The sequence below is a fragment of the Cellulomonas cellasea genome (assembly GCF_006538745.1).
Taxonomy (GTDB): domain Bacteria; phylum Actinomycetota; class Actinomycetes; order Actinomycetales; family Cellulomonadaceae; genus Cellulomonas_A; species Cellulomonas_A cellasea.
Genome location: NZ_BJLR01000004.1, coordinates 15038 through 40498, shown reverse-complemented (window position 1 = coordinate 40498; position 25461 = coordinate 15038). Strand labels below are relative to the sequence as shown.

At 72.8% G+C, this 25461-nt stretch carries 20 protein-coding genes; 18 read left to right on the top strand and 2 right to left on the bottom strand.

Annotated elements, in window-relative coordinates:
- Window positions 1–90 precede the first annotated feature (90 nt).
- The 13 genes from CCE01nite_RS02020 to CCE01nite_RS01960 all read left to right on the top strand — a co-directional run bounded on the left by CCE01nite_RS02020 (window position 91) and on the right by CCE01nite_RS01960 (window position 15310).
- Complete coding sequence (locus CCE01nite_RS02020) at window positions 91–915, top strand: ABC transporter ATP-binding protein (RefSeq protein WP_084142904.1); 825 nt, start codon at window positions 91–93, stop codon at window positions 913–915.
- Window positions 912–1643 carry an ABC transporter permease gene (locus CCE01nite_RS02015; protein ID WP_034634063.1) on the top strand — a complete coding sequence of 244 codons (732 nt, stop codon included), beginning with the start codon at window positions 912–914 and terminating at the stop codon, window positions 1641–1643. Before CCE01nite_RS02020 ends, CCE01nite_RS02015 begins: the two co-directional genes overlap by 4 nt.
- 35 nt (window positions 1644–1678) lie before the next feature.
- The gene (gene proC / locus CCE01nite_RS02010) at window positions 1679–2506 is read left to right on the top strand and encodes a pyrroline-5-carboxylate reductase (RefSeq protein ID WP_034634060.1); all 828 of its coding nucleotides are present in this window, start codon (window positions 1679–1681) and stop codon (window positions 2504–2506) included.
- Window positions 2503–3543: a LacI family DNA-binding transcriptional regulator gene (locus CCE01nite_RS02005; RefSeq protein ID WP_307722707.1), complete on the top strand. Its 1041-nt coding sequence runs from the start codon at window positions 2503–2505 to the stop codon at window positions 3541–3543. Before proC ends, CCE01nite_RS02005 begins: the two co-directional genes overlap by 4 nt.
- Before the next feature lie 291 nt (window positions 3544–3834).
- Window positions 3835–5454, top strand: a complete 1620-nt coding sequence (locus tag CCE01nite_RS02000; RefSeq protein ID WP_034634058.1) for a xylulokinase — start codon at window positions 3835–3837, stop codon at window positions 5452–5454.
- Window positions 5455–5514: 60 nt separating this feature from the next.
- Window positions 5515–6291 (top strand): L-ribulose-5-phosphate 4-epimerase, encoded by a 777-nt coding sequence (locus tag CCE01nite_RS01995; protein ID WP_034634056.1) that lies wholly within the window; start codon window positions 5515–5517, stop codon window positions 6289–6291.
- Complete coding sequence (araA, locus tag CCE01nite_RS01990) at window positions 6288–7796, top strand: L-arabinose isomerase (RefSeq protein ID WP_034634054.1); 1509 nt, start codon at window positions 6288–6290, stop codon at window positions 7794–7796. The genes CCE01nite_RS01995 and araA overlap by 4 nt, the downstream gene beginning before the upstream one ends.
- Window positions 7797–8122: 326 nt before the next feature.
- Entirely contained in the window at window positions 8123–9265 is a 1143-nt protein-coding gene (chvE, locus tag CCE01nite_RS01985) for a multiple monosaccharide ABC transporter substrate-binding protein (RefSeq protein ID WP_034634071.1), read from the top strand.
- A gap of 119 nt (window positions 9266–9384) precedes the next feature.
- Window positions 9385–10926, top strand: a complete 1542-nt coding sequence (mmsA, locus tag CCE01nite_RS01980) for a multiple monosaccharide ABC transporter ATP-binding protein (protein WP_141371908.1) — start codon at window positions 9385–9387, stop codon at window positions 10924–10926.
- The gene (gene mmsB, locus CCE01nite_RS01975) at window positions 10923–12107 is read left to right on the top strand and encodes a multiple monosaccharide ABC transporter permease (RefSeq protein WP_034628648.1); all 1185 of its coding nucleotides are present in this window, start codon (window positions 10923–10925) and stop codon (window positions 12105–12107) included. Before mmsA ends, mmsB begins: the two co-directional genes overlap by 4 nt.
- Before the next feature lie 176 nt (window positions 12108–12283).
- Window positions 12284–13363, top strand: a complete 1080-nt coding sequence (locus CCE01nite_RS01970) for a LacI family DNA-binding transcriptional regulator (protein WP_141371907.1) — start codon at window positions 12284–12286, stop codon at window positions 13361–13363.
- Between the two features lie 31 nt (window positions 13364–13394).
- Window positions 13395–13964 (top strand): NADPH-dependent FMN reductase, encoded by a 570-nt coding sequence (locus CCE01nite_RS01965; RefSeq protein WP_034628657.1) that lies wholly within the window; start codon window positions 13395–13397, stop codon window positions 13962–13964.
- A 71-nt stretch (window positions 13965–14035) separates the two neighbouring features.
- Window positions 14036–15310 carry an MFS transporter gene (locus tag CCE01nite_RS01960; protein ID WP_052103985.1) on the top strand — a complete coding sequence of 425 codons (1275 nt, stop codon included), beginning with the start codon at window positions 14036–14038 and terminating at the stop codon, window positions 15308–15310.
- Here CCE01nite_RS01960 and bla read toward each other — a convergent pair.
- A complete protein-coding gene (gene bla / locus CCE01nite_RS01955; RefSeq protein ID WP_052103987.1) occupies window positions 15300–16094 on the bottom strand; it encodes a class A beta-lactamase in 795 nt (264 codons plus the stop codon). The two genes, CCE01nite_RS01960 and bla, sit on opposite strands and share 11 nt — an antisense overlap.
- A gap of 27 nt (window positions 16095–16121) precedes the next feature.
- A complete protein-coding gene (locus CCE01nite_RS01950; RefSeq protein WP_034628660.1) occupies window positions 16122–16385 on the bottom strand; it encodes a hypothetical protein in 264 nt (87 codons plus the stop codon).
- A gap of 182 nt (window positions 16386–16567) precedes the next feature.
- Between CCE01nite_RS01950 and CCE01nite_RS01945 the strand changes: the two genes are divergently transcribed.
- From CCE01nite_RS01945 to CCE01nite_RS01925, 5 genes are all read left to right on the top strand, one after another.
- Window positions 16568–17590, top strand: coding sequence for an ABC transporter substrate-binding protein (locus tag CCE01nite_RS01945; RefSeq protein WP_034628663.1), 1023 nt, complete (start codon window positions 16568–16570; stop codon window positions 17588–17590).
- 215 nt (window positions 17591–17805) lie between these two features.
- Entirely contained in the window at window positions 17806–19302 is a 1497-nt protein-coding gene (locus CCE01nite_RS01940) for a sugar ABC transporter ATP-binding protein (RefSeq protein ID WP_052103991.1), read from the top strand.
- Window positions 19299–20345 (top strand): ABC transporter permease, encoded by a 1047-nt coding sequence (locus CCE01nite_RS01935; protein ID WP_034628666.1) that lies wholly within the window; start codon window positions 19299–19301, stop codon window positions 20343–20345. Before CCE01nite_RS01940 ends, CCE01nite_RS01935 begins: the two co-directional genes overlap by 4 nt.
- Window positions 20345–21397 carry a galactofuranose ABC transporter, permease protein YjfF gene (yjfF, locus tag CCE01nite_RS01930; RefSeq protein ID WP_084142606.1) on the top strand — a complete coding sequence of 351 codons (1053 nt, stop codon included), beginning with the start codon at window positions 20345–20347 and terminating at the stop codon, window positions 21395–21397. Before CCE01nite_RS01935 ends, yjfF begins: the two co-directional genes overlap by 1 nt.
- Before the next feature lie 78 nt (window positions 21398–21475).
- Window positions 21476–25378 (top strand): alpha-L-arabinofuranosidase family protein, encoded by a 3903-nt coding sequence (locus tag CCE01nite_RS01925; protein WP_141371906.1) that lies wholly within the window; start codon window positions 21476–21478, stop codon window positions 25376–25378.
- Window positions 25379–25461: the final 83 nt, after the last annotated feature.

The following is a 25461-nucleotide window of genomic DNA, read 5'->3' as shown; positions in this document are numbered from 1 at the left end:
GTCCGGAGCAACCGCGGGCCCCACGGCCCCCGGTTCACCCGGCGTCGCCGGTCCGTTGACCTGCACCCGGCCCCGGGCCAGGGTGGGCGGATGGGCAGCCACGGCCGGGGGACGCGCGCGTCGGACGAGGTCGCGGGCGGTCCGCGGGAGCGGAGCGGCCGGCACACGGGCCCGGCACCGGGGACGCCCGCGGTCCGCACGGTCGGGCTGCGCGTCGTGCGCGGGGGTCGGCGCGGCACCGTCGTCCTGCCCGGCCTCGACGTGACGGTCCCCGCGGGGCAGGTCGTCGGGCTGCTCGGGCCGAGCGGGAGCGGCAAGAGCACGTTCCTGCGCGCGGTCGTCGGCGTCCAGGAGGTCGCCGGGGGAGTCGTCGAGGTCCTCGGGCTGCCGGCCGGCTCGCCCGCGCTGCGGCACCGGGTCGGGTACGTCACGCAGTCCCCGAGCGTGTACACGGACCTCACGGTGACGGAGAACCTGCGCTACTTCGCGGCGGTGGTCGGTGCGCCGCCGGGCGACGTCGCGCGGGTGCTCGACGACGTGGACCTCACGCGGCACGCGCGCCGGCGCACGGGCGGGCTCTCGGGCGGCGAGCTCGCGCGCGTGTCCCTCGCGGCGGCCCTGCTCGGCAGCCCCGACCTGCTCGTGCTCGACGAGCCGACCGTCGGCCTCGACCCGGTGCTGCGGCGGGACCTGTGGGACCTGTTCGGGCGCCTGCGCGACGCCGGGACGACGCTGCTCGTGTCGAGCCACGTGATGGACGAGGCGACGCGCTGCGACCGGCTCCTGCTGCTGCGCGAGGGGCGGCTCGTCGCGGACACGGACCTGCCCGAGCTGCTCGCGCGCACCGGGGCGGCCGACGTCGAGCACGCGTTCCTCACGCTCGTGGAGCGCGACGCCGCGGTGGGTGTCCGGTGAGCGCGCGGCTCACGCTCGCGACGGCCGCACGCGTGCTGTCCCAGCTCCGGCACGACCACCGCACGCTCGCGATCATGCTCGCGCTGCCGTGCGTGCTGCTGGCGCTCGTCGCGTGGATCTTCGACGGCACGCCCGTGCTGGACCGGTTCGGCCCGCTGCTGCTCGGCCTCTTCCCGATGATCGTGATGTTCCTGGTCACGAGCGTGGCGACGCTGCGCGAGCGGACGACGGGCACGCTCGAGCGGCTGATGGCGACGCCCATCGGCAAGGGCGACGTCGTGGCCGGGTACGCGCTCGCGTTCGGGCTCGCGGCGGTCGTGCAGGCGCTCGTGCTGACCGGCGTCGCGGTCGTCCTGCTCGGCATGGACGTCGCGGGCCCGCTGTGGGTCGTCGGGCTCGTGGCGGTGCTCGACGCGGTGCTCGGCTCGACGCTCGGCCTCGCGGCGTCGGCGCTCGCCCGCACCGAGTTCCAGGCCGTCCAGCTCATGCCGGCGATCGTGTTCCCGCAGATCATCGCGTGCGGCATCCTGCTGCCGCGCGACCAGATGCCGGCGGTGCTCGAGGCGGTCTCCCGGGTGCTGCCGCTGACGTACGGGGTCGACGCGCTGCAGGTGCTGGCCGCGGGCGGCGGGCTCGCCGACGTGCGCGGCGACGTGCTCGTGCTCGTCGGCTTCATCCTCGCTGCGGTGCTGGTCGGCGCGACGACGCTCCGGCGGCGGACGCCCTGACCGGGCGCCGCGGGCCCCGTCGGTAGTCTGGCGCCGTGACCACACAGCAGAACGTCCGCGTCGCGGTGCTCGGCGGCGGGGTGATGGGCGAGACGGTGGTCTCGGCGCTCCTGTCGGCGGGCTGGTCGGCGGACGACGTCGACGTGACCGAGCAGTACGCCTCGCGCGCGACCGAGCTCGCGCAGCGGTACGGGGTCAACGCCTCGGACACCAACCCGGACACCGTCCGGCACGCGCAGGTCGTCGTCGTCGCGCTCAAGCCGAACGTCGTCGGTCCCGTGCTCGAGGAGGTCGCCGGCTCGGTCCGCCCGGGGACGCTCGTCGTGACCGTCGCCGCGGGGCTGCCCGTCGCGTTCTACGAGCAGCGGCTGCCGGAGGGCACCCCGGTCGTGCGGGTCATGCCGAACACGCCCGCGGTCATCGGGCACGGCGCGAGCGCGATCGCCGCCGGCACGCACGCGACGGACGAGCACCTCGCGCTCGTCGAGCGGATCCTCGGCGCGACCGGGCTCGTCGTCCGGGTCGCCGAGAAGGACCTCGACGCGGTCACGGCGATCTCCGGCTCGGGCCCGGCGTACGCGTTCTACGTGATCGACGCGCTCGCGGAGGCGGGCGTGCTGCTCGGGCTCACGCGCGACCTGGCGTCGCGGCTCGCGGTCGCGACGATCGAGGGGGCCGCGGCCCTCGCGCAGCAGAGCGGCGAGCACCCGGTGGTCCTGCGCGAGCGCGTCTCGTCGCCCGGCGGGACGACCGTCGCGGGGGTGCGTGCGCTCGACGCCCACGGCGTGCGCGCGGGGATCCTCGCCGCCGCGGAGGCCGCCCGGGACCGCTCGCGCGAGCTCGCCGCCGAGTCTGACAAGTGAGCACGGCCGTGACCGCCGGCGTGGGTACGCCGCGCCCGCCCGCGATGAGCGACGTCGCGCAGCTCGCGGGGGTCTCCCACCAGACCGTCTCGCGGGTGCTCAACGACCACCCGAGCGTGCGCGCCGAGACGCGCGAGCGCGTGCTCGACGCCATCGCGACGCTCGGGTACCGGCGCAACAGCGCCGCGCGCGCGCTCGTGACCCGGCGCTCGGGGACGATCGGCGTCGTGACGACCGGCTCGGTCCTGTACGGGCCGACGAGCACGCTCGTCGCGCTCGAGGAGGCCGCGCGCGACGCCGGCTACTTCGTGAGCGTCGCAACGATCAGCGTGTTCGACGCCGCGACGATGCACCGCGCGCTCGAGCACTTCATGGGCCAGGGCGTCGAGGGCATCGCGATCATCGCCCCCCAGGTCGAGGTCACCGAGGCGGTCGCGTCGTTCGACGCGCCGGTCCCGGTCGTCATGATCACGAGCTCGGCGCAGCCCGCCGGGTCGACGATCCGGACGGTCACCGTCGAGCAGACGGACGGCGCGCGGCAGGCGACGCGGCACCTCGCGGAGGCGGGCCACCGCGAGATCGTGCACCTGGCGGGGCCGCAGGACTGGTTCGACGCGCGCGACCGGCTCGCGGGCTGGCGCGCGGAGTGCGCGGAGCTCGGGGTCCGGACGCCCGAGCACATCGAGGGGGACTGGACGGCCGAGCGGGGCTACGCGGTCGGCGTGCGGCTCGCGCGCGAGGGGGCGCCGAGCGCGGTCTTCGCGGCGAACGACCAGCTCGCGCTCGGCCTGCTGCGCGCGTTCTGGGAGGCGGGGCTGCGCGTCCCGCACGACGTCGCGGTCGTCGGCTTCGACGACGTCGCGGGCTCGGCGTACTTCATCCCGCCGCTCACGACGGTCCGCCAGGACTTCGCGGCGCTCGGTCGGCTCGCGATCGACGTGCTGAGCGACGCGCTCGCCGGGTCGGACCTCGTGCGACCCGCGATCCCCGCGACGCTCGTCGTGCGGGCGAGCTCGGTCGCGGCGCCGGAGGGCTGATCGGGCGGTCGCCTCGCCGCTGCCCGCCGCCGTCGCGTGCGGGCGGGTAGTCTCGGGCGTCGTCGCGCCGCACCTCGGGGTGCGGACGAGCAGCGGCCGGCCCCGGAGCGCGGGGCCGGTGGGACAGGGGCCGGACCCGCGCGGTGACGCGCGGGGGGCGCCTGCATGCTGCTTGACAGCGCGTATGTGAGCGTTAGCATTGGATGCGCCGCGGTGTTCTGCCGACGGCGCCCCCGGACCGGCGCGCCGCCGCAGCCGCCGGGTGCCCACCCCGTCACGGACCGGAGCGACATGGCCGTCGATCCCCAGCTCGCCCTCGACCCGCGCGCCGCGATCACGCAGGGCGCGACCGCCCTCGGCATCGAGCTCGGCTCGACCCGCATCAAGGCCTGCCTCGTCGCCCAGGACGGCACGGTCCTCGCGAGCGGCAGCCACGACTGGGAGAACCAGTACGTCGACCGCGTGTGGACGTACGCGCTCGACGCGGTCTGGACGGGCCTGCAGGAGTGCTACGCCGCCCTGCTCGCCGACGCCGAGCAGCGGCACGGCGTGCGGCCGACGACGTTCGGTGCGCTCGGCGTGTCCGCGATGATGCACGGCTACCTCGCGTTCGACTCGGGCGGCGAGCTGCTCACCCCGTTCCGGACGTGGCGCAACACGACCACCGAGCGCGCCGCGACCGAGCTCACCGAGCTGTTCGGCTACAACATCCCGCTCCGCTGGTCGGTGGCCCACCTCTACCAGGCGGTCCTCGACGACGAGCCGCACGTCCCCGCCGTCGCGTCCGTCACGACGCTCGCGGGCTACGTGCACCGCGCGCTGACCGGTCGCCACGTGCTGGGCGTCGGCGACGCGTCGGGCATGTTCCCGATCGACCCGGCGACCCGCACCTACGACGCGCGGCTGCTCGGGCTGTTCGACGAGCGCGTCGGCGCCCGCCGCCCCGGCCTGCGGCTCGCCGAGCTGCTCCCCGAGGTGCTCGTCGCGGGCCAGGAGGCCGGCCGGCTCACGGCCGAGGGCGCCGCGCTGCTCGACCCCACCGGGACCCTGCAGCCCGGCCTGCCGCTGTGCCCGCCCGAGGGTGACGCGGGCACCGGCATGGTCGCGACCAACGCCGTCGCGCCCCGCACGGGCAACGTCAGCGTGGGCACGAGCATCTTCGCCATGGTCGTCCTCGAGCGGCCGCTCACGCAGGTCCACGACGAGCTCGACCTCGTGACGACGCCCGCCGGCGACCTCGTCGCGATGGTGCACTGCAACAACGGCGCGAGCGAGCTCGGGGCGTGGGCCGAGGTGTTCGGCCGGTTCGCGACCGTCCTCGGCACCCCGGCGGCGCCGGACGAGGTCTTCGGCGCGCTGCTCCGCGAGGCCCTGGAGGGTGAGGCCGACGGCGGCGGCCTGCTCGCCTACAACTACCTCTCGGGCGAGCCGATCACCGGCCTGGCCGAGGGGCGCCCGCTCGTCGTGCGCACGCCGGGCAGCCGGCTCACGCTCGCCAACTTAGTGCGCACCCAGGTGTACGGCGCGTTCGGGACGCTGAGCCTGGGCATGCGCGTGCTCGAGGCGGAGGGCGTCGCCATCAGCACGCTCTTCGCGCACGGCGGGATGTTCCGCACCGCGGGCGTCGCCCAGCGGCTGCTCGCCGCCGCGGTCGGCGCCCCCGTGGCGGTCGCGCGGACGGCGAGCGAGGGCGGGCCGTGGGGGATCGCGGTGCTTGCGGCGTACCTCGCGGCCGCCGACGAGCTCGACCTCGGCGCCTTCCTCGACGAGCGTGTCTTCGGCGACGCGGCGGCGGACGTCGTCGAGCCCGACCCGGCCGACGTCGCCGGCTACGGGACGTTCCTCGAGCGCTACGTCGCCGGCCTGGCGATCGAGCGCGCCGCGGTCGAGGCGATCGGCCACCAGGACTGAACTGACCTGCGCGCAGCCGATCGCGCAGCAGGACGACACGACGCAGGAGGACGGACCGGCATGACGCGAACCCTGGACAGCTACCCGCAGGAGGTGCGCGACGTCGTCGCGCGCACGCGTGAGGTGGTCTCGACGCTGCACGCCGAGCTCCCGCGCTGGGGCCTGGTGGTGTGGACGGCCGGCAACGTGTCCCAGCGCGTCGTCGTCGACCCCGCCGGCCCGAGCGACGCGGACCTGTTCGTCATCAAGCCCTCGGGCGTGACGTACGACGAGCTGACGCCGGGGTCGATGGTCGTGTGCGACCTCGACGGGAACCTCGTCGACGGCACCCGCGCGCCCTCGTCGGACACCGCCGCGCACGCCTACGTCTACCGGCACATGCCCGAGGTGGGCGGCGTCGTGCACACGCACTCGACGTACGCGACCGCCTGGGCCGCGCGGGCCGAGCCGGTGCCGTGCGTGCTGACGATGATGGCCGACGAGTTCGGCGGCGACATCCCCGTCGGCCCGTTCGCGCTCATCGGCGACGACTCGATCGGCCGGGGAATCGTCGAGACGCTGCGGGACTCGCGCAGCCCGGCCGTCCTCATGCGCAACCACGGCCCGTTCACGATCGGGAAGGACGCCAAGGCGGCGGTCAAGGCCGCCGTCATGGTTGAGGAGGTCGCACGTACCGTGCACATCTCCCTCCAGCTCGGCACCCCGCTGCCGATCGGACAGGCGGACATCGACTCGCTGTACGCCCGGTACCAGAACGTCTACGGGCGCACGCCCGCAGCGACCGACGAGCCGGCGACGACGCCGGTCACGCCCACAGAGCAGGAGAGCACGCGATGACGAAGCCGTACGCGGACCGTGAGGTCTGGTTCCTCACGGGGAGCCAGGACCTGTACGGCGAGGACACGCTGCGCCAGGTCGCGGAGCAGTCGCAGGCGATCGCGCGCGAGCTCGACGACTCCTCGGACGTCCCGGTCAGCATCGTCTGGAAGCCGGTCCTCAAGGACTCGGCGTCGATCCGCCGGGCCGCGCTCGACGCGAACGCGGACGACCGGGTCATCGGCGTGATCGCGTGGATGCACACGTTCTCGCCCGCGAAGATGTGGATCGCCGGGCTCGACGCGCTGCGCACGCCGCTGCTGCACCTGCACACGCAGGCGAACGTCGAGCTCCCTTGGGACACGATCGACTTCGACTTCATGAACCTCAACCAGGCCGCGCACGGCGACCGGGAGTTCGGGTACATCCAGTCGCGGCTGAACGTCGCGCGCAAGACCGTCGTCGGCCACGTGAGCAACCCGGTCGTGCAGAAGCGGATCGGCACGTGGGTCCGGGCGTCGGCCGCGTGGGCCGCGACGCACGAGCTCAAGCTCGCCCGCTTCGGCGACAACATGCGCAACGTCGCGGTCACCGAGGGCGACAAGACCGAGGCCGAGCTGCGGTTCGGGGTCTCGGTGAACACGTGGGGCGTCAACGACCTGGTCGCGGCGGTCGACGCGGTCGAGCAGGACGCGATCGACCCGCTGGTCGCGGAGTACGAGGACCTCTACGACGTGGCGCCCGAGCTGCGCCGCGGCGGGGAGCGCCACGACTCGCTGCGCTACGGCGCACGCCAGGAGCTCGCGCTGCTGCAGCTGCTCGGCGACCTCGGCGCGACGGCGTTCACGACGAACTTCGAGGACCTCGGCGCGCTGCGCCAACTCCCGGGCCTCGCGGTCCAGCGCCTCATGGCGAAGGGCTTCGGCTTCGGCGCCGAGGGCGACTGGAAGACGGCCGTGCTCGTGCGGGCCGCCAAGGTGATGGGCGCCGGGCTGCCCGGTGGCGCGTCGCTCATGGAGGACTACACGTACGACCTGACGCCGGGCGACGAGAAGATCCTGGGCGCGCACATGCTCGAGATCTGCCCGACGCTCACGACGTCGCGGCCCTCGCTCGAGGTGCACCCGCTCGGCATCGGCGGCAAGGAGGACCCGGTCCGTCTGGTCTTCGACACCGACCCGGGCCCGGGCGTCGTCGTCGCGCTCTCGGACATGCGCGACCGCTTCCGCCTCACGGCCAACGCGGTCGACGTCGTCGCGCCCGACGCGGCGCTGCCGAACCTCCCCGTCGCCCGGGCCGTCTGGCGCCCGCAGCCCGACTTCGCGACGTCCGCGGAGTCGTGGCTCACGGCCGGCGCGGCGCACCACACGGTGCTCACGACGGCGGTCGGGGTCGAGGCGTTCGAGGACTTCGCCGAGATCGCCCGCACGGAGCTGCTGGTCATCGACCAGGACACGACGCGCCGCGGCTTCCGGGAGCAGGTCCGCTGGAACGCCGCGTACTACCGACTCGCCCAGACGATCTGAGGTCTCTCCTTTCGTTCGACATGTAAATGCAAGCGCACCCCGGTCCTCGGGTGAGGACCGGGGTGCAGTTGCGCCCGGGCTCAGCCGGGCGGCGCGTGGGAGCGCTCCTGGCCTGCAGGAACTCACCCGCCTCGTTATCAACTTGCAACGCGATCGCCCACTCGCTGCCTTGACTTCTTGAATCCAACGTCTGGACACTGGACCTGCACGCTTCCCCGTGCACACGGTGGCGTCCCCAGCGCCGCCGGTGAGCTCCCGGCCCGGGGCGAGGTCGCCCCGGAGCGCGGACCACCACACCGCAGCACCCTCTCGAGGAGGAGATGGTCATGAAGAGGTTCAAGTTCGCAGCGGTCGGCGCTGCTCTCGTGCTCAGCCTGACGGCATGCGCAGGCGAAGGCGCCGGCAGCACGTCCGAGGAGACCGGCGCGGCCGGCGGCGACGGCGGCGAGAAGTCCGTCGGCGTCGCGATGCCGACCGAGACGTCCGAGCGCTGGATCGCCGACGGCAACGCCGTCAAGGAAGGCCTCGAGGGCGCCGGCTACACCGTCGACCTCCAGTACGCCGGCGACGACATCCCGACCCAGTCGCAGCAGATCGACCAGATGATCACCAAGGGCGTCGACCTGCTCATCGTCGCCTCGATCGACGGCACGGCGCTCTCGAGCCAGCTCCAGGCCGCCGCCGACGCCGGGATCCCGGTCATCGCGTACGACCGCCTGATCCGCGACACCGAGAACGTCGACCACTACGTGACGTTCGACAACTACAAGGTCGGCGTCCAGCAGGCCACGTCGCTGCTCGTGGGCCTCGGCCTGCAGACGGCCGACGGCGCCGAGGGCACCGCGACCGGCCCGTTCAACGTCGAGCTCTTCGCGGGCTCGCTGGACGACAACAACGCGCACTTCTTCTGGGACGGCGCGTACGACACGCTCAAGCCGTTCATCGACTCCGGCAAGATCGTCGTGCCCTCGGGCCAGACGACCATCGAGCAGGCGGCGACGCTGCGCTGGCTCCAGGAGACGGCCCAGAAGCGCATGGAGGACCTGCTCACGGGCTCGTACTCCGGCGGCGAGAAGGTCGACGGCGTGCTCTCGCCGTACGACGGCATCTCGCGCGGCATCATCACGGCGCTCCAGAACGCCGGCTACGGCTCCGGCGACTCGAAGATGCCCATCATCACCGGCCAGGACGCCGAGATCGCCTCCGTCAAGCTCATCCGTGACGGCGTGCAGTTCGCGACGATCTTCAAGGACACCCGCAAGCTCGCGGCCCAGGCCGTCGCGGCCTCGGAGGACTTCCTCTCGGGCGCCGAGCCCGAGGCGAACGACACGAAGACGTACCACAACGGCGTCAAGGTCGTCCCGTCCTACCTGCTCGAGTCGGACATCGTCTACGCCGACAACATCCAGTCGCTCCTGATCGACACGGAGTACTGGACCGAGGAGCAGGTCGCGTCCGGCCAGGCCTGACCTGACCGACCGACCAGCGCGCCCCACGGCGCACCGGTACCGGCCCGCCGGGCAGCACACCACCGTGCTGCCCGGCAGGGCTGCGGACCCCCACACCGCACCTAGTAGGACGGTCGAGCATGACCACCCAGAACATCCTGGAAATGCACTCCATCACCAAGACCTTCCCCGGGGTCAAGGCGCTGCAGGACGTCTCGCTCGCCGTGCGGCGCGGTGAGATCCACGCGATCTGCGGCGAGAACGGTGCCGGGAAGTCGACGCTGATGAAGGTGCTCTCGGGCGTCTACCCCGCGGGCACGTACGACGGCGAGATCCGCTTCGAGGGCGAGCCCGTCCAGTTCGGGTCGATCAACGACTCCGAGGACCGCGGGATCGTGATCATCCACCAGGAGCTCGCGCTCGTCCCGTTCCTGTCGGTCGCCGAGAACATCTTCCTCGGCAACGAGCGCCAGGGCCGCGGCCTCATCGACTGGAACCGCACGAACCACGAGGCAGCCGAGCTCCTCGCGCGCGTGGGCCTCGACGAGAACCCCGTGACGCCCGTCGGCCAGCTCGGCGTCGGCAAGCAGCAGCTCGTCGAGATCGCCAAGGCGCTGTCCAAGCGCGTCAAGCTGCTGATCCTGGACGAGCCGACCGCGGCGCTCAACGACTCCGACTCGGCGCACCTGCTGGGCCTGCTGCGTCAGCTGCAGGAGCAGGGCATCACGTCGATCATGATCTCCCACAAGCTCAACGAGATCGCCGAGGTCGCCGACTCCACGACGATCATCCGCGACGGCCGCACGATCGAGACCCTCGACATGAAGGCCGACGCGGTCACGCAGGAGCGCATCATCAAGGCGATGGTCGGCCGCGACCTCGACCACCGGTACCCCGAGCACACGCCCACGATCGGCGCCGAGGTCCTGCGCGTCGAGGACTGGACGGTCTACCACCCCACGCAGGTGGACCGCGTCGTCGTCGACCACGCGAACCTCGACGTGCGCGCCGGCGAGATCGTCGGCATCGCGGGGCTCATGGGCGCCGGGCGCACCGAGCTCGCGATGAGCATCTTCGGGCACAGCTACGGGCGGAACATCTCCGGCAAGGTCTTCCTGCACGGCAAGGAGATCCAGACCCGGACCGTCTCCGAGGCGATCGACCACGGGCTCGCGTACGCGACCGAGGACCGCAAGAAGTACGGCCTCAACCTGATCGAGGACATCCGCTCGAACGTGAGCGCGGCGAACCTCGGTGGCCTGTCGAAGCTCGGCTGGATCAACGGCAACGAGGAGATCAAGGTCGCCGAGGAGTACCGGGCGAGCATGAACATCAAGTCGCCGACGGTCATGGCCCTCACGGGCAAGCTCTCGGGCGGCAACCAGCAGAAGGTCGTGCTGAGCAAGTGGATCTTCACGGACCCGCAGGTGCTCATCCTCGACGAGCCGACGCGCGGCATCGACGTCGGCGCCAAGTACGAGATCTACACCATCATCAACGGCCTCGCCGACGCGGGGAAGGCGGTCATCGTCATCTCCTCCGAGCTCCCTGAGCTGCTCGGGATCTGCGACCGCATCTTCACGCTGTCCGCGGGCCGGATCACCGGCCAGCTCACGCGCGAGGACGCGACGCAGGAGGGCCTCATGGAGCTCATGACCAAGGAAAGGGAGACAGTCCGATGACTGCGGTATCGGCCTTCAGGGAGATCTTCACGCGCAACCTGCGCCAGAGCGGCATCTACATCGCGTTCGTCGCGATCGTGGGGCTGTTCGCGATCCTGACCGACGGCGTCCTGCTCAGCCCGATCAACCTCACGAACATCGTGCTGCAGTACTCCTACATCCTGATCCTCGCGATCGGCATGGTGATCGTCATCATCGCCGGGCACATCGATCTGTCGGTCGGCTCGGTCGTGGCGCTCACGGGTGCGGTGTCCGCGGTCCTGGTGATCAAGAACGGCCAGCCGTGGTGGGTCGGCATCCTCGCCGCGCTCGCGGTCGGCGCGGTCGTCGGCGCGTGGCAGGGCTTCTGGGTCGCGTACGTCGGGATCCCCGCGTTCATCGTGACGCTCGCCGGCATGCTCCTGTTCCGCGGCATGACGCTCCAGGTGCTGCAGAACATCTCGCTCTCGCCGTTCCCGGCCGAGTACCAGAAGGTCGCCGGCGGGTTCCTCAACGGGTTCCTCGGCGGGCAGGGCTTCGACGTCTTCACGCTGGTCATCGCGGCTCTCGCGGTCGTCGGCTACGCGGTGAGCTCGTTCCGCTCGCGCGTCGCCCGGCTGCGCTACAAGCAGGCCGTCGAGGCGTTCCCGCTGTTCGTCCTCCGCATCGTGCTCATCGGCGCCGTCGTCATGGCGTTCGCCTACCAGCTCTCCCGCAGCCGCGGCCTGCCGATCGTGCTGATCATCCTGGGCGTGCTCGTGCTCGCCTACTCGGTCGTCACGAACCGCACGGTCTTCGGTCGGCACGTGTACTCGATCGGCGGCAACCTGCACGCCGCGCAGCTCTCGGGCGTCAAGGTCAAGAAGGTCAACTTCTGGATCTTCGTCAACATGGGCCTGCTCTCGGCGATCGCCGGCGTCGTGTACTCCTCGCGCTCGAACGGCGCGCAGCCCGCGGCCGGCAACATGTTCGAGCTCGACGCGATCGCCGCGTGCTTCATCGGTGGCGCGTCGACGACCGGTGGTGTCGGCAAGGTCACCGGCGCGATGGTCGGTGGTCTGATCATGGGCGTCATGAGCAACGGCATGCAGCTCATGGGCATCGACCAGTCGGTCCAGCAGATGATCAAGGGCCTCGTGCTGCTGCTGGCCGTCGCGTTCGACATCTACAACAAGCGCCGCGCGAGCACCGCGCGCAGCTGACGCAGGTGTGCCGCCGCAAGGCGGCCGACGAAGGGCCCCCGTGCACCGTGCGCACGGGGGCCCTTCGGGCGTCCGCGTTCGACGCGCGGCGCCCTCACGCGTCCGCGCTTGACGCGCAGCGGCCCGCGCTGGAACGATCCAGTCGACGCACTGGATCGATGCAGAAGGCGGTGACCGTGGACGCACGACCGAGCCTCGTGACGGTGGCCGCCGCCGCCGGAGTCTCGCGCTCCACCGTGTCGAACGCCTACAACCGCCCGGACCAGCTCTCCGAGGCGGTGCGCCGGCACGTGCTCGACGTCGCCGCCGAGCTCGGCTACGCCGGTCCCGACCCGGCCGCCAGCGCGCTGCGCAGCCGGCGCACGGGGTCTATCGGCGTGCTCTTCGCCCAGCAGCTGACCTACGCGTTCGTCGACCCCTACTGCGCGGACCTGCTCACGGGCGTCGCCGAGGTCGCCACCGCGACGGCCACGAACCTGCTCCTCATGCCGGTGGGGCCGCACGCCGTCTCCGGCGCGTACTCGCGCGAGGAGGAGCTCCGCCTCGTCCGGGGCGTCCGCCAGGCGGCGCTCGACGGGGCGATCGCCGACGGCCTGCACCCGTCCCACCCCCTGCTGCGCGTGCTCGCCGAGCGCGGGATCCCCGTGGTCACGACGGACGGCACGGGCGACCGGAGCGTCGTCGTCGACGACCGTGCCGCGGGGGTCGGGCTCGGGGACCACCTGCGCGCACTGGGTCACCGCAGGGTCGCGGTGCTCGGCGACAGCATGGACGACGGCGACCCCGTGGTCGGTGCCGACGAGGCGGGCCTGTTCCCGTACTCCCGGCTGCGCCTCGAGGGCGTGCGGGCGGGTCTCGGCGACGGCGCGGAGGTCGTCGTCGTCTCCGCCGGGCAGAACACCGGACGGTCCGGCCGCCTCGCCGCCGCCGCGCTGCTCGCCTCGGCCCGCCCGCCCACGTGCGTCGTCGCGACGACCGACGTGCTCGCGCTCGGGGTCCTCGAGGAGCTCCGGGAGCGGGGCGTCGAGGTCGGGGCCGCGATGTCGGTCACGGGCTTCGACGACGTCCCGCAGGCGGCGGCCGCCGGCCTCACCACGGTCCGCCAGCCCGTGCGCGAGAAGGGCCGCGTCATGGCCCGGATGCTCCTCGACGCCGCCGCCCCTGAGGCCCGCGACGCCCGCGAGCGCCGCGAGACCCGCGTGACGCTCCCGACCGAGCTCGTCGTCCGCACCACCACCGGCCCGGCCTCCGCCTAGGGGTCGGGTCCCGACCGCAGGGGACCCTTTCATGCTCAGCGCCGCACCTCCGCTCCGGACCGCCCTCCTCGTCGCCAGCGTCCGCCCCGAGCGGCTCGGCTCGACCGTCGCCGCCTGGGCGCACGAGCGCCTCGACGCGCACGGCGGGTTCGAGGTCGACGTCGTCGACCTCGCGGACGTCACGCTGCCGGCCGCGCACGACGGATCGGGCGACACCGACGCCTTCCGCGCCCGCCTCGCCGCGGCGGACGCCTTCGTGGTCGTGACCCCCGAGTACAACCACGGGTACCCGGGGTACCTCAAGATCGCGATCGACTCCGCTCTCGCCGAGTGGGAGGGCAAGCCGCTGGCGTTCGTCTCCTACGGCGGGCTCGCCGGGGGGACGCGTGCCGTCGAGCAGCTGCGGCAGGTCTTCGCCGAGCTCCAGGTCGTCACGGTCCGCGAGGCCGTCGCCTTCCCGGGCGTGTGGGACCGCTTCGGGCCCGACGGGTGCCTCGTCGACCCCGCGCGGCACGAGGCGGCCGCGAAGTCGATGCTCGACCAGCTCCAGTGGTGGGGCCGCACGCTCCGCACCGCGCGGCGCGCCGACCCCGCCGCCTGAGCCGCGCCGGCCGCGGACCGCCCCCTCCTGACGCGCGCCCACAGACCACCCTCGCCACCCGGAGACCGCCGATGACCCGCACCCCGCCCGGCGCGCCGGCGCCCGCGCCCGCGCCCCTGCTCGTGCCGCCCCGGCGCGCGCACCTCGCGCTCGCCGTCCTGGCCGCAGGCGCGTTCTGCTTCGTGACCACGGAGACCCTGCCGAGCGGCCTGCTCACGCTGATCGCCCGCGGGCTCGACCGGTCGGTCTCGGCGACCGGCCAGCTCGTGACGGCGTACGCGGCCGCCGTCGTGGTCTTCTCGCTGCCGCTGACGCGCCTCACCACGCGCGTGCCCCGGCGCGGGCTGCTCACCGTCACGCTCGCGGTGTTCAGCGCCGCGACGCTCCTCGCCGCCTGGGCGCCGACGTTCGAGGTGCTCCTCGCGGCGCGCGTCCTCTCGGGTCTCGCGCACGCGCTGTTCTGGTCGGTGGCCGCCGCCGCGGCGACCGGGTTGTTCCCGCCCGAGGTCCGCGGCCGGATGGTGGCCCGGCTGTCGGTCGGGAGCGCGCTCGGGCCGGTGCTGGGCGTGCCGGCGGGCACCTGGGTCGCCCAGCAGACGCAGTGGCGCGTCGCGTTCCTCGTCCTCGGCGTGCTCAGCGTCCTGCTGACGCTCGCCGTGCTCGCGCTGCTCCCGTCCTACCCGCCCGAGCAGGGCGGCGCCGCGCGTGCGCTCGAGCCGAGCCGGCCGCGCTACGTGCTCCTGCTCGGCACGACGGGCCTCGCGGTCGCGGGCGGCATGGCGGTGCTGACCTACCTCGCGCCGTTCGTGATCGACCACGTCGGGGTCGCGAAGGGCTCGCTGAGCCTCGTGCTCGCGGTGTCCGGGGCGGCGGGCGTCGTCGGGACGACGGTCGCGGGCCGGTTCCTCGACCGCCGGCCGTGGCCGACCCTCGTCGTGGTGCTCGCCGGCCTCGGGCTCGCGCACCTCGGGCTGGGCCTGCTCGGCGGGTCGGTCGCGGTCGCGGTGGCGTGCGTCGGGCTCGCGGGCGCCTGCTTCGGGGGACTGGCGACGACGCTGATGCACCGGGGCCTGCAGCACGCGCCCGGCAACACCGACCTTGCGATGGCCGGCGTCAGCACGGCGTTCAACGTCGGGATCGGGTCCGGCGCGTTCCTGGGCGGTCGGGTCGTGGCGACGTGGGGGGTGCAGGGCGTCCCGCTCCTCGGGGCGTCGCTCGTCCTCGCCGCGCTCGTCCTCGTCGTCGCCGAGCCGCGGCTCGTGCGGGGTCGCGAGGCGGACCGCGCGCGGGGCCGCCCGGGGTCGGACGGCCTCCGCACGCGGGTGCCGGGCGGGCTCAGCGGCTGAACGCCTCGCACACGAGGGCCGCGACGCGCGCGATCACCGCCGCGCTCGCCTCGGTCGAGCCGGTCCCGGCCGCGGCGGGCGAGGTGTAGACCGCGAGCACGACCGGGGCGCCGTCGGGCGGCCAGACCACGCCGACGTCGTGCACCTCGCCGTTCGGGCCCGTGCCGGTCTTGTCGCCGACGGTCCACCCCGCGGGCACGCCGGCGCGGATGCGGTCGGCGCCCGTGGTGCTGCCGCGCATCCACCCGACGAGCGGGTCGCGGCTCTCGGGCGGCAGGCCCTCCTCGACGGCGAGCAGCCGCAGGTCGGCGGCGACCTGGGCCGGGGTCGAGGTGTCGCGCTCGTCGCCCGGTGCGCCCTGGTTGAGCTCGGGCTCGGTGCGGTCGAGGCGCGTGACCTCGTCGCCGAGCGTGCGCACGTACGCGGTCACGCCGGCCGGGCCGCCGACGAGACCCATGAGCGCGTTCGCCGCGGTGTTGTCGCTCTGGGTGATCGCCGCGTCGCACAGCACCGCGACGGGCAGCTCGCCGCCCTCGTGCTCGGCGGTGACGGGGGAGTGGTCGACGACCTGGCCCGCCGGGATCGGCACGGGCTCGCCGAGCAGCCCCGGGCGCTCGGTGCGCAGCGCCAGTGCCGCCGCGACGACGAGCACCTTCGCCGTCGAGCACAGCAGCACGCGCTCGTCGGCGCGGTGCCCGACGACGGCGCCGGTCCCGGTGTCGATCGCGGCGACCCCGAGCGTCAGCCCGGACTCGGTCTCGATCGCGGCGATCGCGGCCTGCACCGCGGCGGTGTCGACGGCGGGCGCGCCCTACGCCGACGACGCGGTCGGGGCCGTGGAGGGCGTGGGCGTCGTCGTGGCCCGGGCGTCGGGGGAGCCGGGGGTGCAGCCGAGGAGCGGGACGGCGAGCCCCGCGAGCCCGGCGAGCAGCACCGCGCGCCGCGTGGGTCCGCCGTGGTGCGGTGTGCCGGCCGCGGCGGCCGGGGGCCGTGCGGACCGTCCACCGCCGGGCGTCGAGCCCGTCGTGCTGCGGGTCGTGACGGTCGTGGGAGTGACGTGCGCTCCGTCGTGCATGCCGGTCCTCTCGTCCCTGCGACCCCCGTCGCGGTGATCCTACGGACGTCACCCGGGACGTCGGTCCCGTGCGGCGTTACCAAGACGTGATCCGAACCCTCTTGTCATCGGACATGTGAGCGCTAACATCGGGTACAGCGGGTCGAAGACGACTCGGCGTTGCTTGCTCAAGGAGGAGAAGCATGGTCAGCAGGAAGAACGCTCGGCACCGCCTCGCGGGTGCGTTCGCCGGCGTCGCGGTGCTCGCGCTCGGCCTCACCGCGTGCGGCGGCAGCGGGAACACCGACGCAGGCGGGGACGCCGACGCCGGTGGCGACTCCGGCAGCGGCGACCTCATCACCGTCGGGTTCGCCCAGGTCGGCGCCGAGAGCGGCTGGCGTGCCGCCAACACGAAGTCGATCCAGGACACCCTGACCAAGGAGAACGGCTTCGACCTGAAGTTCTCCGACGCGCAGCAGAAGCAGGAGAACCAGATCCAGGCGATCCGGTCCTACATCGCGCAGGGCGTCGACGTCATCGCGTTCTCCCCGGTCGTCGAGTCGGGCTGGGACGCCGTGCTCGAGGAGGCCAAGGCCGCCGACATCCCCGTCGTGCTGACCGACCGCGCCGTCGACTCCGAGGACGAGTCGCTCTACGTGAGCTTCCTCGGCTCCGACTTCGTCGTCGAGGGCGAGAAGGCCGGCCAGTGGGTCGTCGACGAGTTCGGCGACGAGGAGATCAACATCGTCGAGCTCCAGGGCACGACGGGCTCCGCGCCGGCGAACGACCGCAAGGCGGGCTTCGAGTCCGCGATCGAGGGGCACGACAACCTCAAGATCATCGCCTCGCAGACGGGCAACTTCACGCGCTCCGAGGGCAAGACGGTCATGGAGGGCTTCCTCCAGGCCAACCCGGACATCGACCTCGTCTACGCGCACAACGACGACATGGGCCTCGGTGCCATGGAGGCCATCGAGGCCGCGGGCAAGGTCCCGGGCGTCGACATCAAGATCGTCACGGTCGACGCGGTCAAGGACGGCATGCAGGCGCTCGCCGACGGGAAGTTCAACTTCATCGTCGAGTGCTCCCCGCTGCTCGGCCCGCAGCTCGCAGAGATCGTCAAGCAGGTCGTCGCCGGTGAGACCCCCGAGAAGAGGATCATCACCGAGGAGACCACGTTCACCCAGGAGCAGGCCAAGGAGGCCCTGCCCGACCGTCAGTACTGACCCGCGCGACCTCGCCCGGTCCGCCGCCGCGGCGCTGCCCCCTCGCAGCGCGGCCGGCGGGCCGGGCGTGACCACCGTGCACCGTGGCGGTGCCCCCGCCGCTGCGGTGCACGGTGCTCGCCCCGGGCCCGCGCGCCCGAGCCCCTGAGCGACACCCGCACCGCGTCGTCCTGCCGGAAGGTCCGTCCGTGAGCCACCCCACCCCCGTCGTCGAGATGCGCGGCATCTCCATCGAGTTCCCCGGCGTCAAGGCGCTCCAGGACGTCGACTTCACGCTCCGCCCCGGCGAGGTGCACGCCCTCATGGGCGAGAACGGCGCCGGGAAGTCCACGCTGATCAAGGCCCTCACCGGGGTCTACGCGATCGACTCCGGCAGCATCGTCGTCGACGGCGCCCCGCACACGTTCGCCGGCCCCGCCGCGGCGCAGGCCGCCGGGATCAGCACGGTGTACCAGGAGGTCAACCTCTGCGCGAACCTCACGGTCGCGGAGAACGTCATGCTCGGCCACGAGCCCCGGCGGCTCGGCGCGATCGACTGGCGGGCCACGCGCCGCGCCGCCGCGGAGCACCTGGCCCGGCTCGACCTCGACATCGACCCCGCGTCGCTGCTCTCGTCGCACTCGATCGCCGTGCAGCAGCTCGTCGCGATCTCGCGCGCCATGGTCGTCGACGCGAAGGTCCTCATCCTCGACGAGCCCACGTCGAGCCTCGACGCCGACGAGGTCCGCCAGCTGTTCGCGGTGATGCGCTCGCTGCGCTCCCGCGGCGTCGCGATCCTGTTCGTCAGCCACTTCCTCGAGCAGGTCTACGAGATCAGCGACCGCATGACGATCCTGCGCAACGGCCGGCTCGTCGGGGAGTACGCGACCGCCGAGCTGCCGCGCCTCGAGCTCGTGTCGAAGATGATCGGCACCTCGCTGGAGGTCCTCGAGAAGCTCGAGGAGGCCCCCAAGCGCTCGGTCGCCGCGCGCGCCGACACCCAGCCGTACCTGCGGGCGATCGGCCTGGGCCGGCGCGGGGCGATCGAGCCGTTCGACCTCGACGTCTACGCGGGCGAGGTCGTCGGGCTCGCGGGCCTGCTGGGCTCGGGCCGCACCGAGCTCGCGCGCCTGCTCACGGGCGCCGACCGTGCGGACGCCGGCCAGGTGGAGGTCGAGGGCACCACGACCCGGCTGCGCACGCCGCGGACCGCGCTCGGCCACAAGATCGCGTTCTCCTCGGAGGACCGCAAGGGCGAGGGGGTCATCGGCGACCTGACCGTCCGGGAGAACATCATGCTCGGGCTCCAGGCCGAGCGCGGCTGGGCCCGGCGCATCTCCGCGAAGCGGGCCGACGAGGTCGTCACGAAGTACGTCGAGGCGCTCGGCATCCGCCCCGCCGACCCGGACGCGCTGCTGCGCAACCTCTCGGGCGGCAACCAGCAGAAGGTGCTGCTCGCGCGCTGGCTCGCGACGGCCCCGCGCCTGCTCGTGCTCGACGAGCCGACGCGCGGGATCGACGTCGGCGCCAAGGCGGAGATCCAGCGGCTCGTCGCCGAGCTCGCGGCGGACGGCATGGCGGTCGTGTTCATCTCGGCCGAGCTCGAGGAGGTCCTGCGCCTGAGCCACCGCATCGCGGTGCTGCGGGACCGTGTGAAGATCGCCGAGGTCACCGGCGACGAGGTCGAGCTCGACCAGGTCGTCGAGCTCATCGCCAGCGGAGGACGGTCATGAAGGACGCACTGACGACGTTCACGCGGAGCCGGATCTTCTGGCCGGTCGTGGCCCTGGTCGCGCTGCTCGTCGCGAACACCCTCAAGACCAGCAGCTTCCTGAGCGTGCGGGTCCAGGACGGGCACCTGTTCGGGGCGCTCGTCGACATCGCGCGCAACAGCTCGCCGCTGCTGCTCGTCGCGCTCGGCATGACGCTCGTGATCGCGACGCGCGGGATCGACCTCTCGGTCGGCGCGGTCGTCGCGATCTCCGGGGCCGTCGCGTGCTCGTTCATCGCGTCGTCACCCGACCCGGCGAGCCCGGTCACGGTGCTCACCGCGGTCGGGATCGCCGTCGGGCTCTCGCTCGTGCTCGGCGTCTGGAACGGGTTCCTCGTCTCGGTGGTCGGGATCCAGCCGATCATCGCGACGCTCGTGCTCATGACCGCGGGCCGGGGCATCGCGATGCTCATCACGGGCGGGCAGATCACGACGGTCAACTCCCCGCCGTTCAAGACGATCGGCTCGGGGTTCTGGCTCGGGCTGCCGGTGTCGGTGTGGATCGCGGGCCTCGTGTTCGTCGCGGTCGCGGTGCTCACGCGCCGCACCGCGCTCGGGATGCTGCTCGAGTCGGTCGGCATCAACCCGTCGGCCTCGCGCCTCGCGGGCGTGCACGCCCGCACCCTGATCTGGACGGCCTACGCGCTCGCCGCGACGTTCGCCGGCATCGCGGGCCTCATGATCAGCTCGAACGTCATGGCGGCCGACGCGAACAACGCGGGCCTGTTCATCGAGCTTGACGCGATCCTCGCGGTCGTCATCGGCGGCACGTCGCTCGCCGGCGGCAAGTTCTCGCTCTCGGGCACGCTCGTCGGCGTCCTCGTGATCGTCACGCTCACGCTGACCGTGACGATCCTCGGGGTCCCGCCGTCGGTCACGCCGCTGTTCAAGGCCGTCGTCGTCATCGCGGTGTGCCTCCTGCAGTCCCCGGTCGTCCGGGCCAAGCTCGCCGCGCGCCGACGCCCCGCCGTCGTCGCGCCCGTCCCCGCGAAGGTCGGTGCCTGATGATCACCCACGAGCTCGAGCCTGCTCCCAGCCCCGCCGGCGGCGCGCAGCCCTCCGGGGCAGCCGGCGGCACCCTGACCCGCGTGGCGTCCGCGCTGCGCCTCGACCGCCGCTACATCCCGGTGATCGGCACGCTCGTCGTGCTGCTCGGCATGTTCGCGCTCGGAGCGAGCCGCTACGAGAACTTCCTCTCGGGCCGCGTCATCTCGAACCTGCTGATCAACAACTCCTACCTCGTGGTGCTCGCGGTCGGGATGACGTTCGTCATCATCGCGGGCGGCATCGACCTGTCGGTCGGCGCGGTCGTCGCGCTCTCGGGCATCACGGCGGCGTCGCTGTTCCAGAGCGGCTGGCCCGCGGTCGTCGTGATCCCGCTCGTGATCCTCATCGGCTCGGTGCTCGGGCTCGTCGTGGGCGTCATGGTGCACGTGTTCGAGATACAGCCGTTCATCGCGACGCTCGCCGCGATGTTCCTGGCGCGCGGGCTCGCGTACGTCGTGAGCCTGTCGTCGATCCCGATCACCGACGAGACGATCGTGTGGCTCTCGAGCACGCGCATCCCGCTCGGGGAGACGTGGTCGCTCACGCCGAGCGGCATCATCGCGCTGCTGGTCGTCGCGATCGCGTTCGTGGTGCTGCACTACACGCGGTTCGGCCGCACGGTCTACGCGATCGGCGGCGGCGAGCAGTCGGCGGTCCTCATGGGCCTGCCGGTCGCGCGGACCAAGGTGCTGATCTACGTCATCAGCGGGACGTGCGCGGGCATCGCCGGCTTCCTGTTCACCGTCTTCTCGCGTTCGGGCTACTCGCTCACGGGCGTCGGCATGGAGCTCGACGCGATCGCCGCGGTCGTCATCGGCGGCACGCTCCTCACGGGCGGCAGCGGCTTCGTGCTCGGCTCGGTGCTGGGCGTGCTGGTGCTGGGCCTGATCCAGACGATCATCACGTTCGAGGGCACGCTGAGCTCGTGGTGGACGCGCATCGTCATCGGTGCGCTGCTGCTCGCGTTCGTCGTCATCCAGCGGCTGCTGCTGGTCCGCCGCCGCGTCTAGCGGCGCGCAGGAGGTCTCGCGGGGGGAGGGGCCTCCTTCTCGCGCGCGTTCTACAACGTCGTAGAGAAGGAGAAGCCCATGACAGCTCCGTCCGCACGCCTGCGCCTCCCCGCGCGGGTCGCGGCCCTCGGGCTCGTCGGGACGCTCGGGCTCGTCGCCCTGCCGTCCTCGACGGGTGCCGCGTCCGCAGCCCCGCCGCCCGGCACGGTGCCCGAGGGCGCGTGGGTCGAGGAGTTCGACGCGTCCGCGCTCGGGGACGACTGGTCTGTGGTCAACGAGACGCCCGCCAACCTGTCCCTCACGGCGAACCCCGGCAACCTCACGCTCACGTCGCTCGCCGGGGACACCTGGCAGACGACGAACACCGCACGGAACGTCGTGCTCGTCGACGTGCCCGTCGGGGACTTCACCGCCGTCACGCAGGTCACCGCGCCCGTCGCCGCCGACTTCCAGGGCGCCGGCCTGATCGCCTGGCGCGACATGGACAACTACGTCCGCGCCGGCCTCGCGCACGTCTCGTTCGCCGGGGGCGGGCCCGTCGTGATCGAGAACGGCGTCGAGACCGCCGCGACGTACGGCTCGACGTTCACCGCCCGGCCCGGCTCGACGTCGGAGGTCCTCCGGCTCCAGCGCACGGGCGACACGATCACCACGAGCTACTGGGCCGGCGGCGCGTGGACCACCGCCGCCGAGGTCACCGTCGGCTTCGACGTCACGCAGGTGGGCGTGTACGCGCTCGCCTCGCAGGCCGGGATCGCGCACGAGGCCGTCTTCGACTGGTTCGCGCTCGACGCCGCCGAGGGGCAGCCGTTCGTGCCCACCGGCGACGTGACGCTGCACGGCCCGGGCGACGAGCTCCGGCACCTGACGGTCGCGACCGACGACGACGCACGGGCGCTCGAGCTCTCCGCGACGCGGCCCGACTCGACCGTCGCGCTCACCGTGACCCCCGTCGAGGGCGGCGCCGACGGCGCGGTCCGGCTCGCGGCCGGCGACCGCCCGGTCGTCGTGGCCGACGAGGCGCTCGTGCTCGGTGACCCCGGCCAGGACCCCGCCGACCTGCGCTTCGTCGACGCGGGCGGCTCGCGCCTCGTGCTCGAGGTGCTCGGCGCGGACGGCGGCTTCGTCGGTGTCGGGGACGGCGGCGCGCTCGTCGTCGGCCCGCGCGAGGAGGCCGTCCGGCTCACGCTCGAGGGCGTGCGCGTCGAGCATGCGCAGATCACCGTCGACGCGTCCGGCCCGACCGTCGACATGAGCGACGACCTCTACGGGATCTTCTACGAGGACATCAACCGCGCGGCCGACGGCGGGCTCTACGCCGAGCTCGTGCAGAACCGCTCGTTCGAGTACTCGACCGCGGACAACGCGTCCTACACCCCGCTCACGTCGTGGGAGGAGGTCGAGCGCGGCGGCGCCACCGGGACGATCCAGGCCGTGGACGACGCCGAGCGCCTCAACGAGAACAACCGCACCTACCTGCGGCTCGACCTCGACGGGACGGGCGCGGGTGCCGGTGCAGGGGTCGGCATCCGCAACCTCGGCTACAACACGGGCGTCTTCGTCGAGCAGGGCAAGACGTACCGCTTTTCGGCGTTCGTGCGCCGCACCGCCGACCACGACCGCCCGCTGACCGTGCGCGTCGAGTCCGCGGACGGCACGCAGGTGCTCGGGGAGACCACGGTCACCGCGGCGAGCGACGAGTGGACGAAGGTCACCGGCGAGATCGCCGCGACCGGCACCTCGACGTCGGGCCGCCTCGTCGTGCTCGCCGACGGCACCGGGACCGTGCGCCTCGACATGGTGTCGCTGTTCCCGACCGACACGTACAAGGGCCGCGAGAACGGGCTCCGCAAGGACCTCGCGCTGCTCATCGAGGAGATGGACCCGCAGTTCGTGCGGTTCCCCGGCGGCTGCGTCACGAACGTCGGCACGTTCGACCCGTACGAGGCGCCGAACTACGACCGCAAGCGCACGTACCGCTGGAAGGAGACGATCGGCCCGCTCGAGCAGCGCCCGACCAACTACAACTTCTGGGGCTACAACCAGTCCTACGGCCTCGGCTACCTCGAGTACTTCCTGTTCGCCGAGGACCTCGGCGCCGAGCCGCTGCCCGTCGTCTCGGTCGGCGTCAACGGCTGCGGCGGCCCCGCGCCCCTGACCGACCCGGAGAAGCTCCAGGAGTGGGTGCAGGACACGCTCGACCTCATCGAGTTCGCCAACGGCGACGTCACGACCGAGTGGGGCGCCGTGCGCGCGTCGCTCGGCCACCCCGAGCCGTTCGGGCTCGAGTACATCGGCCTCGGCAACGAGGAGGTCCAGCGGGAGTTCCTCACCAACTACCCGCAGTTCCACGAGGCCATCCGCGCCGCGTACCCGGACATCAAGATCATCTCGAACTCGGGCCAGACGTCCGCGGGCGCCTGGTTCGACGAGCTCTGGGACTTCGCGCGGGACCAGGACGCCGACCTCGTCGACGAGCACTACTACAACTCCCCGGACTGGTTCCTCGCGAACACGCACCGCTACGACGACTACGACCGCACCGGTCCGAAGGTCTTCATCGGCGAGTACGCCTCGCGCGGCAACACGTTCGGCAACGCGCTCGCCGAGGCCGCCTTCATGACGGGCATCGAGCGCAACTCCGACGTCATCGAGCTCGCGTCCTACGCACCGCTGCTCGCCAACCAGGACTACGTGCAGTGGGCGCCGGACGCGATCTGGTTCGACAACGCCCGGGCGTACGGCTCCGCGAACTACTACGTGCAGAAGCTCTTCGCCACGAACCAGGGCGACGAGGTCCTCGCGAGCACCCTGACCGGGGCGGGCGGCGAGGAGGCGCCCGACGTCACCGGCGGCGTCGGCCTGTCCACGTGGCGCACCCAGGCCGCGTACGACGACGTCCGGGTCACGTCGAACGACACCGGCGAGGTGCTCCTCGCGGAGGACTTCGCGGACGGCGCGGCCGACGGCTGGACCGCCACGAGCGGGCAGTGGGCCGTGACGGACGGTGAGTACGTGCAGTCCGACGGCGGCGTCGAGGACGCCCGCTCGACGGGCCCCGCGGCGGGCTGGAGCAGCTACACGTACGAGGTCGACGCCCGGAAGATCTCCGGGACCGAGGGCTTCCTCGTGATGTTCGGCGTCCAGGACACCGGCAACTACTACTGGTGGAACCTCGGCGGGTGGAACAACACCCGCTCGGCGATCCAGCAGGCCACCGGCGGCGGTGCGACCGAGATCACCGGGAGCGCCACGACGATCGAGACCGGGCGCGACTACCGGGTCAAGATCGAGGTCTCCGGCCGGACCGTCAAGGCGTACCTCGACGGCGAGCTCATCACCGAGTTCACCGACACCACGAGCGACGAGGACGTCCACCAGGTCGTCACCCGGGACCGCGAGACCGGCGACACGATCGTCAAGCTCGTGAACTCCTCGGCCGAGACGATCCGCACGGACGTCACCGTCGAGGGCGCACCGGTCTCCGAGACCGGGACGATCAGCGAGCTCACCGCGGACTCGCTCACCGCGACGAACACCATGGCGGACCCGGAGAACGTCGTGCCGGTCACCCGCACGTCCGAGCGGCTCGGCAACGCGTTCACCTACGACGCGCCTGCGCACTCGGTCACGGTCATCCGGCTCGCGCCGGGCGGCGAGAAGACCCCGTCGACCACGGCGGTCCAGCTCGCGCCGGCGAAGGTCAAGGCCGGCACGGGGTCGAGAGCGACGGTCACCGTCCGCGCGCAGGACGGCCCGAGCTCGACGACCCCGGCCGACGGGACGGTGACCCTGCTCGTGGGTGACCGCGTCGTCGGCGAGGCGACCCTGGAGAAGGGCCGCGTGCGGTTCACGCTCCCGGCCGACCTCGCGCCGGGGACGCACACCGTGACGGCCCGCTACGCCGGAACGGCGACGGTCGCACCCTCGGAGGGGACGGCGACGCTGACGGTCGAGGCGAAGCCGAAGCCGCGCGGCTGACCGCGGAGCAGTGCGAGCACCGGGGCCCGGGTCGATCCACGACCCGGGCCCCGGTGCTGGTGCGAGCGGGTGAACTGTCGGGT